Source organism: Kiloniella sp. (assembly GCF_965205715.1).
Taxonomy (GTDB): domain Bacteria; phylum Pseudomonadota; class Alphaproteobacteria; order Kiloniellales; family Kiloniellaceae; genus Kiloniella.
The window spans coordinates 38,383-54,677 of sequence record NZ_CBDBHW010000007.1 but is presented as its reverse complement, the minus strand read 5'-3'; the positions used below and the strand labels follow the sequence as shown (position 1 = coordinate 54,677).

General features: G+C 45.9%; 15 protein-coding genes. 8 read left to right on the top strand and 7 right to left on the bottom strand.

Annotated features, from left to right (window positions below; translation table 11 throughout):
• Positions 1 to 117: 117 nt before the first annotated feature.
• Positions 118 to 1,344: a LysM peptidoglycan-binding domain-containing protein gene (locus tag ACOGW3_RS08310; RefSeq protein ID WP_419902538.1), complete on the bottom strand. Its 1,227-nt coding sequence runs from the start codon at positions 1,342 to 1,344 to the stop codon at positions 118 to 120.
• A 327-nt stretch (positions 1,345 to 1,671) separates the two neighbouring features.
• Here ACOGW3_RS08310 and ACOGW3_RS08305 point away from each other — a divergent pair, with 327 nt between their 5' ends.
• The 5 genes from ACOGW3_RS08305 to ACOGW3_RS08285 all read left to right on the top strand — a co-directional run bounded on the left by ACOGW3_RS08305 (position 1,672) and on the right by ACOGW3_RS08285 (position 5,806).
• Positions 1,672 to 2,256: a TIGR00730 family Rossman fold protein gene (locus ACOGW3_RS08305; RefSeq protein ID WP_419902537.1), complete on the top strand. Its 585-nt coding sequence runs from the start codon at positions 1,672 to 1,674 to the stop codon at positions 2,254 to 2,256.
• 106 nt (positions 2,257 to 2,362) lie between these two features.
• Complete coding sequence (locus tag ACOGW3_RS08300; protein ID WP_419902536.1) at positions 2,363 to 3,577, top strand: NADP-dependent isocitrate dehydrogenase; 1,215 nt, start codon at positions 2,363 to 2,365, stop codon at positions 3,575 to 3,577.
• 5 nt (positions 3,578 to 3,582) lie between these two features.
• A complete protein-coding gene (locus ACOGW3_RS08295) occupies positions 3,583 to 4,128 on the top strand; it encodes a peptidylprolyl isomerase (RefSeq protein WP_419902535.1) in 546 nt (181 codons plus the stop codon).
• A gap of 193 nt (positions 4,129 to 4,321) precedes the next feature.
• A complete protein-coding gene (locus ACOGW3_RS08290) occupies positions 4,322 to 4,816 on the top strand; it encodes a peptidylprolyl isomerase (RefSeq protein WP_419902534.1) in 495 nt (164 codons plus the stop codon).
• A gap of 150 nt (positions 4,817 to 4,966) precedes the next feature.
• Positions 4,967 to 5,806 (top strand): mechanosensitive ion channel family protein, encoded by an 840-nt coding sequence (locus tag ACOGW3_RS08285; RefSeq protein ID WP_419902533.1) that lies wholly within the window; start codon positions 4,967 to 4,969, stop codon positions 5,804 to 5,806.
• Positions 5,807 to 5,893: 87 nt separating this feature from the next.
• On the opposite strand, the gene ACOGW3_RS08280 is transcribed toward ACOGW3_RS08285, so the two are convergent.
• Positions 5,894 to 6,397, bottom strand: coding sequence for a methylated-DNA--[protein]-cysteine S-methyltransferase (locus ACOGW3_RS08280; RefSeq protein WP_419902532.1), 504 nt, complete (start codon positions 6,395 to 6,397; stop codon positions 5,894 to 5,896).
• 132 nt (positions 6,398 to 6,529) lie between these two features.
• Here ACOGW3_RS08280 and ACOGW3_RS08275 point away from each other — a divergent pair, with 132 nt between their 5' ends.
• Positions 6,530 to 7,744 (top strand): MFS transporter, encoded by a 1,215-nt coding sequence (locus ACOGW3_RS08275; protein WP_419902531.1) that lies wholly within the window; start codon positions 6,530 to 6,532, stop codon positions 7,742 to 7,744.
• Between the two features lie 69 nt (positions 7,745 to 7,813).
• Here ACOGW3_RS08275 and alaS read toward each other — a convergent pair whose 3' ends face one another.
• Positions 7,814 to 10,468, bottom strand: coding sequence for an alanine--tRNA ligase (gene alaS / locus ACOGW3_RS08270; protein ID WP_419902530.1), 2,655 nt, complete (start codon positions 10,466 to 10,468; stop codon positions 7,814 to 7,816).
• Between the two features lie 264 nt (positions 10,469 to 10,732).
• On the opposite strand from alaS, the gene ACOGW3_RS08265 reads away from it, so the two are divergent.
• Complete coding sequence (locus ACOGW3_RS08265) at positions 10,733 to 11,260, top strand: invasion associated locus B family protein (protein ID WP_419902529.1); 528 nt, start codon at positions 10,733 to 10,735, stop codon at positions 11,258 to 11,260.
• A 59-nt stretch (positions 11,261 to 11,319) separates the two neighbouring features.
• Here the strand turns inward: ACOGW3_RS08265 and recA are convergent, their stop codons facing one another.
• The 3 genes from recA to ACOGW3_RS08250 form a co-directional block, all read right to left on the bottom strand.
• The gene (gene recA, locus ACOGW3_RS08260) at positions 11,320 to 12,393 is read right to left on the bottom strand and encodes a recombinase RecA (RefSeq protein WP_419902528.1); all 1,074 of its coding nucleotides are present in this window, start codon (positions 12,391 to 12,393) and stop codon (positions 11,320 to 11,322) included.
• 173 nt (positions 12,394 to 12,566) lie between these two features.
• The gene (locus ACOGW3_RS08255; protein ID WP_419902558.1) at positions 12,567 to 13,634 is read right to left on the bottom strand and encodes a response regulator; all 1,068 of its coding nucleotides are present in this window, start codon (positions 13,632 to 13,634) and stop codon (positions 12,567 to 12,569) included.
• A gap of 41 nt (positions 13,635 to 13,675) precedes the next feature.
• A complete protein-coding gene (locus tag ACOGW3_RS08250) occupies positions 13,676 to 14,908 on the bottom strand; it encodes an ISL3 family transposase (RefSeq protein WP_419901077.1) in 1,233 nt (410 codons plus the stop codon).
• On the opposite strand from ACOGW3_RS08250, the gene ACOGW3_RS08245 reads away from it, so the two are divergent.
• Positions 14,895 to 15,017, top strand: a complete 123-nt coding sequence (locus ACOGW3_RS08245) for a hypothetical protein (protein WP_419902527.1) — start codon at positions 14,895 to 14,897, stop codon at positions 15,015 to 15,017. The genes ACOGW3_RS08250 and ACOGW3_RS08245 overlap by 14 nt on opposite strands.
• On the opposite strand, the gene ACOGW3_RS08240 is transcribed toward ACOGW3_RS08245, so the two are convergent.
• Positions 14,983 to 16,281, bottom strand: a complete 1,299-nt coding sequence (locus ACOGW3_RS08240; RefSeq protein ID WP_419902526.1) for a PAS domain S-box protein — start codon at positions 16,279 to 16,281, stop codon at positions 14,983 to 14,985. The two genes, ACOGW3_RS08245 and ACOGW3_RS08240, sit on opposite strands and share 35 nt — an antisense overlap.
• Positions 16,282 to 16,295 lie beyond the last annotated feature (14 nt).

The following is a 16,295-nucleotide window of genomic DNA, read 5'->3' as shown; positions in this document are numbered from 1 at the left end:
AAGTTTACATAAACACTTACGTAATCATCGCATAACATTTCGTGTGTAATACTGTATTACAGCCTCAAATGTAAGGACTTTTCCATAACTCTGTCATTGGTCGGGGAATTTGCAGCTTCAATTTGCCTTTGGTAACACAAAAATTTGCCCTGGATAAATCAAATCCGGGTTTCTGATTTGATCTTGATTACGTTCATAAATCACAGCATATCTGCCGCCTTGGCCGTATATTGCTCGAGAGATACGCCAAAGGCTATTGCCTGGTTGAACCGTTACAATACGTTCATCGGGTAATGTCTCAACTTTCCCTGATCGAGAAAAAGGAATCTCTACCCGGGCAATGACTTTGCCTCCATCATCAACTTGATCGATACGCAGTTGGTGCAACCCCTCATCAACTTTTTTCTCAGGCTCAACAATCCAGCGACCCTCGTTATCGGCAACTCCCTGTCCTACGAATTCATTATTCAAATAACCAACCACTTTTTGACCCGGCTGGGAAGTTCCACCAATGACGGTTTGCCCATCGTCATCATAATCAACGCTATCCAGTGCCAACTCGACATCGCGAATGCCATCTTCACCGCTATTCGCAGGCAGTTGAATTACTTTTGAGACACTTGGCGTTCCACCCGGCTCTTCATCTGGAACAAGAACTGCAAGCGCAGATTTGTCACCTTTTGGCACATCAACAATGGCAACATCTTTAGACTTTATCTTAGTTCCGTCTTCGTTATTGACCTGTAAGCCGAGTTCGTGAGCTCCAGGCTGTAAAGGCGTCTCGAGTACATACACCCATTGACCATTATTATCAGACTCAATGGTTCCAAGTATGGTCGTCCCGTCAAGAATGCGTACATCACTTCCAGCTGGCGCACGCCCGGCAAGCACAGTATCTCCTGATTTCTCAACCCGAATCACATCGAAAGATAAGGCTGGATCTATTGTAATTTCAGAACCTGTCACGTTACTCGCAGGGGATGCTGTCGCATCTTCACTTTCTATAGATGCAGTTTCTACAGCTTCCTCAACAGTAGATCCCTCAGCTGTAGATTCGGAACTTTCATCTGAATTTATGGCTTCAGGTTGAGTTTCGTCTGCCGTACTATTTGCCACGATCGTTTCTGAGGCAATCTCACTCTCCTCTGGAGCCTGTTCCTCTGTCGCAATTGCTTCTCCTGTTAGGGTCTTTATGACCTTCTTTGGAGCAGTATTCGCACCACCGCTAGTATCCGTGTCAGTCGCAACCGTTACGTCATCATCATCTACGACATACCAAACACTCACAGAAGCGATAGCGATGGCTATAACAACGGAAAGAGCAATAACAAACACGCGGCTCAAAGGATATCTCCTCGGGACTTCAAAAAAGTAAGACTTAGCGTCCTAACGGATGCCACTCTATGGGAAATTATTCCCGTAGACTATCATTGTTCTTACATAAGGGTAATCACTTCTCTAAAAAGCACAAGACTGTCCCATATGTTTTAATATTCAGAATTCGTATTTCTTCCCTCTGTTTAATGACAAACGTATCTTTTCTACAGTGCATAAAGATACTTGCCCCTATATGATGTTCATCAACGGAGTAGAGGGCCAGAGTTTGTTTTAATTCTTTGGCGCCTTTTGCACCTCTGCACAATAATAAAAATCTATCCGGGAAATTAACGAATGACCAAAATCAGTTCCATCTGCGTTTACTGTGGCTCTTCCAATTCTGTTAGTGAAGATCACCTCGATAAGGCCGGCCTTGTTGGGAAACTTGCCGCAGAACATAACATTGAAATCGTTTACGGTGGTGGGCGTGTTGGATCAATGGGTCGAGTTGCAGATGGTGCTCTTGCCAATAATGGTAAAGTTACCGGGATCATTCCTGAATATCTCCAAAAATTCGAGGTCGGCCACAACGATGTCAGTGAACTTCTGGTCGTTGATTCTATGCATTCTAGAAAAATGATGATGTTTGAACGCTCTGATGCTTTTTGCATACTGCCCGGTGGGCTTGGAACTATGGATGAGTTTTTTGAAATTGCCACCTGGAAACAGCTCGGCATGCATGACAAACCAATTATTTTGGTAAACTTAGAAAATTTTTGGACCCCTCTTCTGGACTTGATTAAACACCAAATTCAAGGTGGATACCTTCGCCAGAATCCCGACGATATATTTAGCGTTGTCAATAGCATAGAGGAAATTTTTGACAAGCTTACGAGCTTACCAGAATCTCATATTAAACCCGACATCTCCCTCCTTTGAATACAATTGATTACCTCACTTATCTTGCACTGCAGCGAAAGACTGCTATTTTCCACAGTTAGTTCCCCAAATCATATCTAACAAGCCGACACACAAGGAGGCGAACATGGCCAAAATTAAGGTAAAAAATCCGATCGTAGAACTCGACGGTGATGAGATGACCCGGATCATCTGGGAAAAGATCAAAGAGAAATTCATCCTTCCTTATCTAGACGTGGATTTGAAATACTACGATCTTTCCATCGAAAGCCGCGATGCAACTGACGATCAGATTACTGTCGATGCTGCAAATGCGATCAAAGAGCACCGTGTCGGTGTTAAGTGTGCCACCATCACACCTGACGAAGCACGCGTAGAAGAGTTCGACCTTAAGAAAATGTGGCGTTCGCCAAACGGTACGATCCGTAACATTCTTGGTGGTACCGTATTCCGTCAGCCAATCATCATGGAAAACGTGCCGCGTCTTGTTCCAGGTTGGACCCAGCCAATTGTTATCGGCCGTCACGCTTTTGGTGATCAGTACAAGGCAACTGACTTCCTGGTTCCAGGTGCTGGTAAACTAACCATGACTTTCCAACCGGAAGATGGTGGTGAGCCAATCACACGTGAAATCTTTGATTTCCCTGAAGCTGGTGTAGCCATGGGGATGTACAACCTGGATGAATCCATCCGTGGTTTTGCTCGTGCATGCATGAACTATGGTCTTGACCTTGGATGGCCTGTCTATCTTTCAACCAAGAACACTATTCTTAAAGCTTATGATGGTCGCTTCAAAGATCTTTTCGAAGAAGTCTACCAAGCTGAGTTTGCCGATAAGTTTGCCGCAGCTGGCATTTCTTACGAGCATCGTTTGATCGACGACATGGTTGCAGCAGCAATGAAATGGTCTGGCGGATTTGTTTGGGCTTGTAAGAACTACGATGGTGATGTTCAGTCTGATACCGTTGCCCAGGGCTTTGGCTCACTCGGTCTTATGACATCTGTTTTGATGACCCCGGATGGACAAACCGTAGAAGCTGAAGCAGCACATGGTACTGTGACGCGTCACTACCGTCTGCACCAGCAGGGTAAGGACACTTCTACAAACCCAATTGCATCTATCTTTGCTTGGTCTCGTGGCCTTAAATTCCGCGGTCAGTTCGATGAAACTCCAGAAGTTGTCAAATTTGCAGAGACACTTGAGCAGGTTTGTATCGATACTGTTGAATCTGGAAAAATGACCAAAGATTTGGCTCTTTTGATCAGTCCTAATCAGGATTGGTTGACAACCGACCAATTCCTAGATGCTATTGATGCCAATCTTCAAAAAGTAATGGGTTAATAAATATGCATAAGATCCTTCGCAATATTCTCGTAGGACTTTTTGCCCTAGCAGCTACATCTGTAAATGCTTTGGCAGCCGATCCTGAAAATACTCTCGTCATCGAATTAAAAACGGGCAATGTCGTCGTTGAAATGCTCCCAAATCTTGCTCCAACACACGTTGCGCGGATTAAAGAGCTGGCTCGCAAAGGATTTTATGACGGCATCGTTTTCCATCGTGTCATTTCTGGATTTATGGCACAGACAGGCGATCCTACCGGTACGGGGACCAGTGGCTCCGGCCAAAAACTCAATGCTGAGTTTTCCCGCGAGCCTTATGTCCGGGGTACTGTTGGCATGGCCCGTTCCGGCCAAATCAATTCAGCTGACAGCCAATTCTTTATCATGTTCAGAAGAACACCTTCTCTCGATGGTAAATACACCGTTTGGGGGCAGGTCATTCAGGGCATGGAACATGTAGATGGCATCAAAAAAGGTGCTCCAGGCTCAGGTAAAGTAGATAATCCTGATAAAATGATTTCAGTTAAAGTACTTGCTGATATTCAGTAAAATTACTTTATACCCGAAATGATAGACAAAAAGCGTCAGATCTTTGGATCTGGCGCTTTTTGCTTTTGAGAAATCGAATAAGACTTAAAAACAAAGAATATCGCAAACAAATATCCCGCCTTGCAAAAACACTTCGGGATACTTATTTTGCAGATAGTTTTTCTTACCCTCTTTAGATTTTAAGGCCTCTGCCATGACTGAAGCAACACAACTTGATCCAGAAAACACACTGGTAATCGAACTGGAAACAGGAAACGTTACTATTGAAATGCTTCCGGACCTCGCTCCAACCCACGTAGCCCGTATTAAAGAACTTGCACGTGATGGCTTTTACGACGGTATCGTCTTCCACCGTGTGATCGATGGCTTTATGGCACAAACTGGTGACCCAACCGGTACAGGTACCAGTGGTTCAGGCAAAAAATTGCGTTCTGAATTTACACAGGAGCCATTTGAACGAGGCGTTGTTGGCATGGCGCGTGCTCAGAACCCACACTCCGGCGATAGTCAATTCTTCATCATGTTCGATAGCGCACCTTCACTGAACGGCCAATATACTGTATGGGGTCGTGTAACAGAAGGTATGGAACTCGTTGATGGAATCAAAAAAGGTGCCCCTGGTAGCGGGTCTGTTGATGATCCTGATCGCATGGTATCTGTAAAAGTCCAAGCGGACATCGAAGCGTAATACCAAATCTGGGATATTTTCTACTTTCCAGATTATTACACTTGGTAATTTTACTAGGTGTATTTTTTAAGCCCTCACTGTATGATCCGCAGTGAGGGCTTTGTCTTTGGGGGCAGCCTGTAACTCAAAATCAGAGGAACTTTGGTTGTCATGATCACCGAAGAATATAAACAGCTTATCGAACAATTAAGCCTAACGGCCGTTGATTTCGCACTCGAAATTCTCGCGGCTCTGGCCATTCTCACCATTGGTCGATTTGTGGCCAAACGCGTCAGTGGTTATGTTGAAAAACTACTGGCAAAATCGGGAAAAGTAGATCGCACGCTACAACCCGTTATTGTAAAAATTACCCGTTACGCGATTATGATTTTTGTAATCGTTGCCGTCCTTGCCCAATTCGGGGTTGAGACAACAAGTATTATCGCCATTCTCGGTGCTGCAGGCCTCGCCATTGGCCTTGCTCTTCAAGGCACCATGCAGAATATTGCTGCCGGTTTTATGCTGCTGTTCTTACGCCCCTTTAAAGTCGGTGAATTTGTTGATGCAGATGGCATCGCTGGCACAGTCGAAGAGATCAGCCTGTTTGTAACCCATATGACCACGGTCGATGGCATCTACCTGTCAGTACCGAACTCTAAACTTTGGTCGGCAACGGTCACCAATTACAGCAGAAATTCAAAACGCCGTACCGACCTTTCCATTGGTATCGGCTACGGAGACGACATAGGCAAAGCCGAAAAGGTTGCACTGGCTGTTATCTCTGGCGATGCACGAATTCATAAAGATCCCGCGGCACAGGTCATCATCACGGGTCTGGGCGAAAGTTCCGTCGATCTCAACATCCGTTATTGGACGGACAGCGGTGATTACTGGCCTGCGCTAAGTGACAACCGTCGCGCTATCAAAGAAGCATTTGATAAAGAAGGCATTTCAATTCCCTTCCCCCAACGCGATTTGCATATCGTCTCAGATGTAAAAGCCAAAGCATAAGGCACCACATCAAAGCTCCTCTTTATTAAGAGCTTTCACTTACTAGGAAAGGTCGCTTTAAGCGGCTTTTTTTTCTTAACCGCTTAATTACCGGATTTCATGCTCGAGCAATGCTCTTTTACGTTCGAGCCCACCGCCGTAACCTGTTAAACTCCCATCTTTGCCGATGATACGATGACAGGGTATGACAATCGAAATCGGGTTTAAGGCATTCGCAGCTGCCATCGCTCTGATCGCTTTTGGTTTGCCAATCATTTCTGCCATTGAGCTGTAAGTTTCGGTCTCCCCAAAGGGAACTTCACAGAGGGTATTCCAGACCTTTTTTTGAAAGTCTGTCCCGCCGGTATCCATCGTGATATCCCTAAACGCATGGTGATCCCGACCAAAATAATCACTTAAGCGGTTATCCAGCTCAAAATTAGTAGAAACTTCATTTAAAATCAGACTTGGAAACCGCCTTTTTAACAGCTTCTCCCACCGGAGTTCGCAATCAGTAAAATCAAGATGGCACAGAACATTATCACGGTAAAATGTGAGAATTTCTCCAATAGGCGATTCATGCCGACAATAGGTAACGTCATCAATTGCCATTAACTCTTCATCTTTCAATTTTACCAATTATATTCACAAGATCGTTATCCTATTAAAGAGTTCGAGATCGACAAACACTTATCTGCAACATACGCTATCTCTAATCCCAGTTTTTCTTTCTATCAGGGCAGCATGGAAAAGACTTCAGGTAAATGGCTCTCTCTCAGCATTCTTGCTCTTTGTCAGGTATCGGCAATGGCGTTATGGTTTTCTGCCTCGGCTGTTTTGCCATCCCTCATAGAGGAATACAGCCTAAGTTCCTTTCAACAGGCCCTGTTTACCAGCACCGTCCAGATTGGCTTTGTCGTCGGTAGTTTGAGTTCGGCCATCCTGGGTTTAGCAGATCGCCTTCCACCAAAATTGTTATTTTTAGGATCGGCGTTGGTCGCGGCAACGGCAAATGCGGCGTTATTGGTAATAGAACCAACAGACCCCGCAGTTCCTGTTTTCAGGTTCATCACTGGCGTCTGCATGGCGGGTATATATCCCATCGGCATGCGTATGGCAGCGACTTGGGCAAAAGGCGATATGGGATTGTTGGTTGGGATATTGGTTGGGGCACTCACACTGGGATCAGCCTCGCCCCACCTTTTTAATGCTATTGGCGGTATCGATTGGCGATTTACCATTGTCGCAGCCTCTGGTTTTGCTGTGCTATCAGGCTTTGGTATTCTTCTTTTCCAAATGGGCCCCAATTACACAAAGGCCCCTCGTTTTCATCCCGAACAAATACTTTTTGCCTGGAAAATTAAATCGGTTCGACTTGCTAATCTGGGGTACCTCGGCCACATGTGGGAGCTCTATGCTATGTGGGCCTGGATTGGCCTCTTCCTCACTGCAAGTTTCTCACAAACCATGGCCCCAACAGAGGCGAATGAAACCGCTAAACTTGCCACGTTCGCAACTATGGCAATTGGCGCCATAGGATGTTTAGGTGCGGGGTATTTAGCCGATAGAATGGGCAGAACCACGCTAACCATCGCGTCTATGCTTATCAGTGGCACTTGCGCTCTTACTGTTGGCTTCCTCTTCGGTGCCTCTCCGTGGCTCCTGACAACCCTATGCCTAATATGGGGACTGACAATAATTTCAGATTCCGCCCAATTTTCAGCTTCCGTTGCCGAACTCGCCAAACCTGAAATCGTTGGCACAATGCTAACCTTACAGACTTCAATCGGCTTTACTCTCACCCTCATCACCATTCACTTGATGCCTTATGGTGTCGATTTGTTGGGCTGGAAGTATGCATTTGCCCCCTTGGCGATTGGTCCCTTTTTGGGCGTATGGGCCATGCTAAAGTTAAGACAGCACCCGGATGCCATAAAACTTGCTGGCGGTAAAAAATAACTCTGTAATTACTCAACAAAAAAAGCCCTGCAAATTTTACAGGGCTTTTCTATAATAAAACCAATAATATTAACCGATTAAGGCTTCAATAGCTGTAATTGCTTCCGGGGCCTTTGATGCATCCGGTCCACCAGCCTGCGCCATATCTGGACGTCCTCCGCCGCCTTTCCCCCCAAGAGCGGCAGAGCCGGCCCGGACGAGATCAACAGCAGATATTTTATCCGTAAGATCGTCTGTTACCGCAACAACAATGGAAGCCTTACCGTCCGTATCGGCAATAAGGACAATTACGCCGCTCCCAATTTGTTTCTTCAGCTCATCAGCGGTTGGCTTCAGGTCTTTTGGCAAAACATCATTTAGAATACGCGGGGCGAATTTAATACCATTTACGTCTTTAAATTCTTCCGCGGCTGAAGAACTTCCCCCGCTTGCGGCTAATTTACGGCGTGCATCTGTTAGCTCCCGCTCTAGACGTTTGCGTTCTTCCAGCAAAGAAGAAACACGTGTCTCCAGTTCCGCAGGTGAGGCCTTGATTGCAGCAGCCGCTCCGGAAAGTTGGCTTTCCTGTGTTGAAACGTGCTCGAGAGCAGCCTGCCCGGTTACGGCCTCGATGCGACGAACACCTGATGCAAGAGCGGATTCAGATATGATTTTGAAGAAACCAATATCACCGGTACGACGAACGTGTGTACCACCGCACAACTCGGTCGAGTAGTACCCACTCCCCGTAGAACTATCCGCACCACCCATTGAAACAACACGCACTTCTTCACCGTATTTTTCGCCAAAGAGAGCCATTGCCCCCTCTTTAATTGCTTCATCCGGTGTCATAAGACGTGTTTTAACTTCAGCGTTATCTCGAATGCGTTCGTTAACTTCGGTTTCAACAACAATGATGTCATTTGCTTCAAGAGATTTTGGATGACTGACATCAAAACGCAGACGCTCTTTAGCAACCAAGGACCCTTTTTGGGTCACATGAGTACCGAGTTGTCGACGCAAGGCTTCGTGAAGTAGGTGGGTCGCAGAGTGATGTGCACGTATTGCCGATCTACGGTGCCCGTCTACTTTCATTTCGACCGCAGCATTAGGGGTAATTTCACCACGTACAACTTCGCCGATATGAACAAAAACATTACCGAGTTTCTTTTGTGTATCCCGAATGGCTACTTCAGCACCGTCAGCCGAGAATAACAGCCCGTGATCCCCCTGCTGACCACCGCTTTCTCCATAGAATGGTGTTTGGTTGGCAATAATCATCACCTGATCACCAGCACTTGCTGTTTGGACCTCTTTGCCATCTTTCAAGATCGTAAGAATTTGCCCCTCGGCAGTTTCTGTATCATACCCAAGGAACTCTGTTCCCCCGAATTTCTCCTGTAATTCAAACCAGACTTTCTCCGTTGCAACATCACCAGATCCACTCCACGCCTTACGGGCCGCGGCACGTTGTTGCTCCATCGCAGTGTTAAAGCCTTCGACATCAACCGATTGTCCCTGACCACGCAAAACATCCTGCGTTAAATCGAGCGGGAAGCCATAAGTATCGTAGAGCTTAAAGGCAACTTCGCCATTCAGAGTGCCCTTATCGCCAATCTTATCTGTTTCTCCAGAAAGAAGACGCATACCGCGATCAAGAGTTTGACCAAAACGGTTCTCTTCCAACTTCAATGTTTCTGAAATAAGTGCTTCTGCACGTGCCAATTCCGGGAAAGCTGTTCCCATCATCTGCACCAATGACGGCACGAGTTTGTATACGGTAGGATCTTTTACACCGATCTTGTGCATGTGACGCATCGCACGGCGCATGATGCGGCGCAGGACATACCCACGCCCCTCGTTTGACGGCAGAACTCCATCCGCAATCAAGAAGGCCGTTGAGCGAAGATGGTCCGCGATTACACGGTGAGAAATTGCGTGATCCCCGTCAGCATCTACCCCGGTTTCGTGGGCAGAGGCATCAATGATGGTGCGTAGTAAGTCAATATCATAGTTGTCATGTTTGCCTTGGAGGATCGCGGTAATACGCTCCAGCCCCATCCCCGTATCAATAGACGGTTTTGGTAAATCAATACGTGTGTCTTTGTCAATTTGCTCATACTGCATAAAGACAAGATTCCAGATTTCTACAAACCGATCACCATCTTCGTCCGGGCTCCCAGGAGGACCGCCGAAGATTTTATCGCCGTGATCATAGAAAATTTCAGAACAAGGGCCACAAGGTCCGGTTGGCCCCATTGACCAGAAATTATCACTCGTTGGAATACGAATAATCCGGTCATCACTTATTCCAGCGATTTTACGCCACAGGGCTGCAGCTTCTTCATCTTCTGAATATACAGTAACCAGCAATTTTTCTTCAGGAACTTCATATTCCTTCGTGATCAAATTCCACGCATGCTCAATGGCTACGTCTTTGAAATAATCACCAAAGGAAAAATTCCCCATCATTTCGAAAAAGGTGTGGTGACGCGTCGTATAACCTACATTTTCCAGGTCATTATGTTTACCGCCTGCACGTACACATTTCTGCGATGTCGCTGCTTTTGTGTAAGGTCTCTTCTCACTACCGGTGAAGACATTTTTGAACTGAACCATACCCGCATTTGTAAACATCAGTGTCGGATCGTTCCTTGGTACCAAGGGAGATGATTCAACAGTGGTGTGATCGTTTTTTGCGAAATAATCGAGAAAGACCCTACGGATCTCATTGCCGGTAATCATTTTAATCACTTACCTAAAAGCTGGACAGGACGCTATGCTCATATGAGAACTAGCGGAAAATCTTATTTCCGTTTTTAGCGTGCCCCATAGCAACTGTCTAGGGTTCGCTTAATCTTCTCTGGCTCAAATATGTTTTTCCATAACCTCGATTGCCTACTTTTATGGAAACTGCCTAAATATCACCTCTTTTCCAGGTAAATCTTCTTCCCTAATAAATATACAATCGATAAGATCTATTTTTTAACAATCATAACTATTTATCTAATGAAAATTGTAAAACGGCTACACACCCCAAAAGCATTACTCGGCATTCTTTTTTCATTAGCTGTTCTCGCGCCCTCTGCTAGTGCTCAACAAGCCCCTCAGCGCACCGCCGAAAAATATGACAATTGGACTGCAATCTGCACTACAAACACGGTCAAATCTTGCTCAATTGTCCAAGGAATTTATATCGGAGATAGTAAAAAACCAGCGTTACATCTCGCCATCGGCAAACTTGTGAATAGCAGTCCAGGGGTAACGACCTTAATCCTGACACTTCCCTTGGGAATTCGTCTTCCAGAAGGCTTTTCAATAGAGATTGGGACTGTGATCAAACGTCAATACCGCTTTGAGCGCTGTATTGTTTCAGGCTGCCAGGCTGAAATTCCACTCGATGCTGAATTGTTGAACAACTTTAAAGCCATGAATGAAGGGCGGGTTGTCTTTTTGGACGGAACAAAAAAACCGATCGCCCTGCCGTTTTCTCTCAAAGGTTTCACCAAGGCTTTTAACCGCGTTGTCCAACCTTAAAGGTTTATAACATAAAAAAAGGGCCCCAACTCAGGGGCCCTTTTTTCTAAGCAACTAACTTAGGCATCTTCTTTATCTTTGTCTTCCGCCTTGCCCTCAAGCATAGCGTTTGAGACGATCCCTGCATTCAAACGGACTGCATGTTCGATCTTTTCAGCCACTTCAGGGTTATCAGTCAGGAATTTTTTAGCATTTTCCCGTCCTTGACCAATGCGCTGCCCTTCGCAGGAGAACCAGGCTCCAGCCTTTTCAACAATCCCGCATTGAACGCCAAGATCAAGCATCTCACCCGTTTTGGAAATACCTTCTCCGTACATGATATCAAATTCAATAACCCGGAAAGGAGGCGCCATTTTATTTTTTACGACCTTCACGCGGGTTTGGTTACCCGTGATATTTTCCCGGTCTTTAATCGCACCGATTCGGCGAATATCTAGACGTACAGATGAATAAAACTTAAGCGCATTACCACCAGTCGTCGTTTCTGGATTACCAAACATCACGCCAATTTTCATACGAATCTGGTTGATGAAGATAACAAGTGTACCTGACTTGGAAATTGAACTGGTCAATTTGCGCATCGCCTGGCTCATCAAGCGGGCCTGGAGACCAGGTAGAGAATCTCCCATATCCCCTTCGAGTTCTGCCTTTGGCACCAATGCTGCAACTGAATCGACAACAAGAACATCTAGCGCACCGGAACGAACAAGCGTATCGGTAATCTCCAAAGCCTGTTCTCCAGCGTCCGGCTGAGAGATCAAAAGCTCATTGACATCAACACCAAGTTTGTTTGCATAAGCCGGATCAAGTGCATGCTCAGCATCAATAAAGGCACAGGTTCCACCAGCTTTCTGAGCCTCGGCAACGACATGTAATGCCAATGTCGTTTTACCAGAACTTTCAGGTCCATAGACCTCTACAATACGGCCGCGCGGAAGGCCACCAATGCCCAATCCGATATCTAATCCAAGGGAACCTGTGGAAATCACTTCGGTTTCAACCGCGGTGCCTTCTCCAAGTTTCATGATTGAGCCTTTACCAAAGGCGCGTTCAATCTGCCCCAGCGCTGCATCCAATGCCTTTTGCTTGTCCACCGTGCTATTCTCCACTAACTGTAAGACGTTTTGTGCCATCGTTGCCTTCCTTATCCCACAGGGTTCGACTTGCTGCAACGACAACAACGTACTTCTTTTGTTCTCACCACACAAGATAAAAGAACATTACAGGAACATTCGAGGTAGGCAATATATTTTTTTGATCAAAATAAGTTAAAGAAAAGCCCGATCCATGAGTACAAGAAATGGCTTTATTTAGCCGCGAGAACCTCTTTAACCTTTGATGCTAATTGTTTAAGACTAAAGGGCTTTGGTAAAAACTCGATCGCGGAATTAACATCGAGACTTTTCCTGAAAGAATCTTCTGTGTACCCCGAAATGAAGATAACTTTTACATCAGGATGAGTTTCATAAAGTTTTTTGACGAGTGTTGGTCCGTCCATTCGCGGCATCACCACATCAGTAACCACCAAATCAACAGTAACGTCGTCTTGCTGCAATATTTCCAAAGCCGCTTCACCTGAATTAGCTTCGAAAACGTTGTACCCTTTGTTCTCAAGTGCTCGAGCACTAAATGATCGCACCGCATCTTCGTCTTCAACAAGTAGGATATTTCCACGGCCCGTTAAGTCCTGAGCTTGAGGAACGTCGGCAGCGATAACTTCTATCTCACCTACTTCCTCGCGGTAATGCGGTAATAACAAGGAGAAAACAGTGCCTTCATCAGCCGTAGAATCAACAAAGACGAAGCCTCCAGATTGCTTTACGATACCGTAAACGGTTGAGAGGCCCAACCCTGTTCCCGCCCCAACTTCCTTTGTTGAGAAGAAAGGGTCAAAAATTCGATCCATAATTTCAGTAGGGATTCCATGTCCAGAATCCTGGACTTTCACAAGAACATAATCGCCAGGAGGGATTTCCTCACCTTTGACTTTATAAGTCGTATCAACAATGACATTAGACGTGATGATTTCAAGCACTCCCCCCTGATCCATCGCGTCTCGCGCATTCACTGCCAAGTTAATAATTACCTGCTCTAACTGCCCCTGATCCGCCTTCACATCCCCCAGGTCACGGCCATGAGTGATTCTAAGCTCTATGGTTTCACCGATAAGCCTTCGGAGAAGGTGGGCCAATTCAGCAATAATATCAGTTACATTAAGGCGCCTTGGCTGAAGAGTTTGTTGACGAGAGAAGGCAAGTAACTGTCTAACAAGGTTTGCAGCCCTGTTGGCATTTTGTTTGATCTGCATGATGTCAGCAAACGATTGATCCCCAGGCCGGTGTCGCAACAACAGAAGATCTGAGAACCCGATCATGGCAGTCAATAGGTGGCACTTCTCCGCTTTGTTGAGTAGATTTAGGATTTCAAATAGAGCATAGATTGATTATCTGGAATGGATGATTGTCTAATTTTGAGTTTGAAGTATTCGGTATCCTTGATGCCTCTGGCTCGCTTACGGATCATTCCTATACTGACATTACCAGCCTCTATCCTGGCGCTTGTGAGCTTGTGTTTGGCGTAGTTGCAGATGCCCACACAATGTTTCCGTAGGGATTTCGCGAACTTTTTTAGATAGAGCATCTGTGACTGATCTGCTATCAGGCACCAACGTTCCAGTTGCTCCGCCATCGCCTCAAATGAAGCGGCACTCCACAGCAGCTGAAGCTGTTCTTTCAAGACGTAAAGTGCATTCAGGTTGCTATTGCTCTCCAGCAACCTTTGCAGCTTGTCACTTTGTTTTTCACTCAACTTATCCGCATTTTTGAGCAACAGATAATGTGTCCCTTTCATCAACTCTTTACCACTTGGATCGGCCTTTCTGAACTCAAGTCGACGCTGATTATGGATAGCTTTGCTGTAGTTTTTCATGACGTGGAAACGGTCAAATACTATGTCGGCCAACGGCAAGGACTCTCTGACAGCCTTTTGGTAGGCAGGCCCCATATCCATCGCTACGGCCTTTATTTTGCAGGCTGTATCTGGTTGCAGTTGTTTCAAAAACCTTGAAAAAACCTCGGCAGTTCGGCCTGCTTCAACCCAGATCAGATGACCGCCAACCATATCGTAGACCACCGTCATGTAGTCATGACCTTTCGCCCGGGCAACTTCATCTACACCAATATATTCCAAGCCAGTTAGCTCTGCAGGATCAAGCGTAGGGAGAGTTTCAATAAGGTATGCCCTGTCGATATTCTTGACCGTTTCCCATCGTATATCCAAATGTCTGGAAACCGCTTGAATAGACATATGCCGACATAATCCACTGATCAGTCGGCAAAATCGGTGAGTGAAACGGCACCCTTTATCAACAAAATCACACCCCTCAATGCGGCGTTCGCCCTTGTTAATATAAACCTGCGCCAGCTCAATCTCGACCACACAAGGATACCCAAAAAGGGGGATGTCGTTTACTTGTCGGCGGACATGCTGGTTGATGCTTCCCTTCTGGCCTGTAGCAGGGTCTATAGCCCTCCTACGCGCGTCTCGGCTGCAGTGAATGACAATCTTAACACCGCCGTCATCCAGTTTAATTTCATTTACACGTTGCCCTTTGAGGCCTAAAATATGCTGCGAGATGTTGATTGTCATATACCTGCTCTATGTAAAGTTATCAGAAACCATACATATCAACAGGTTACTTGGCGGTCGGCATCTTTTTCTACTCAACAAAGCGGAGAAGAGCCCAATAGGTTATTAAAATCGTGCGCGATACCACCAGCTAACTGCCCCACTGCCTGCATCTTTTGCGATTGCGCGAACTGAGCTTCGAGACTTCTCTGCTCAGTCGTATCAGTAAAGTTCAAAATATACCCACTGGGTAGACCAGATTTCTCATCCACGTGTGTAACGTTCATATTACAAACGGTCTCAGAATTTCCAGCAAGGTGAACTTCCATTGCCTTTCGCTCATAAGTCGTCGCCGAGACTAATGCCTCACGTACATTTTCTCTCTCTTCTTCACCAATAAGAGATAATAGCGGCTTGCCTTTGACGTCTTCATTCTCAGAGACAAGTTCTTGAAACGCCCTGTTACACTCGGTAATCACGCCACTCTCATTGAGCAGAACGATACCAACCGGGGCTTCATTAAAGAACTTCCGAAATCTCTTTTCAGACTGTTCAAGGGCGGTGGCCATCTCACGTTCAAGTGTTAAATTTCGAACAACCGATCTGGTCCTAAATCCCTTACCACCTCCTCCTTCGGCGATGTGTTGGCTAATCGCAGCTAAAATGCGCTTTTCACCATCAACAGTCTTCAAGAAGACTTCACCGGAACGACTGTCAGAATCTTCAAACGGGTGGTAAGCCGGAACCTCCTCAAGAGATGCATCGGCAACAATATCATGAAGCTTTATCTGTCCGCTCTCCAATTCGGATGAAGAGTAACCTAGCCAATCGGTAAGGGTTTGGTTTGCGAAGAGAAAACATCCATCAGCATCAACAGAGAAGAAGCCAATTGGGGCATTTTCAAGTAAATCGACAAAGCGCTGTTGTTGATCATTGATAACTTTTTCCATTTGCCGACGCATCGTAATGTCATCAACAAACCAAAAGACATAACCCGGGCGATTGGGTAAAGGATAAGCAGCTACGTGTCTCCACTGGAGATCATTATCCCCTGGGCCAATCCCCGGTAGTTCAATCTCAACATGGCCAGAAACCCCGTTGCGTGCATTAAGTTGAAGGGTCGCTAATTTACGCCTGATTTCTTCATCACCATTACTTTCATCCAGAATCAAGTCTGGAACAGCCCTAAGGTCACCCCCGAAAAAATCTTCAAAAGCAGGGTTGGCAAAGAGGCACTTCCCCTCTGGGTCAACAATCTGGCGGGGGCGAGGAACGGCCGCAAAAGCAAATTCCCGTAACGACAGCATTCTGCGATAGCGGAGTACAAAGAACGTGAGTAAAGCAATAACGAGAGCAAAAAAGCCACATATTGCTAGCCAAATAGTAGGTGACATCCCCCTGCTTCCCC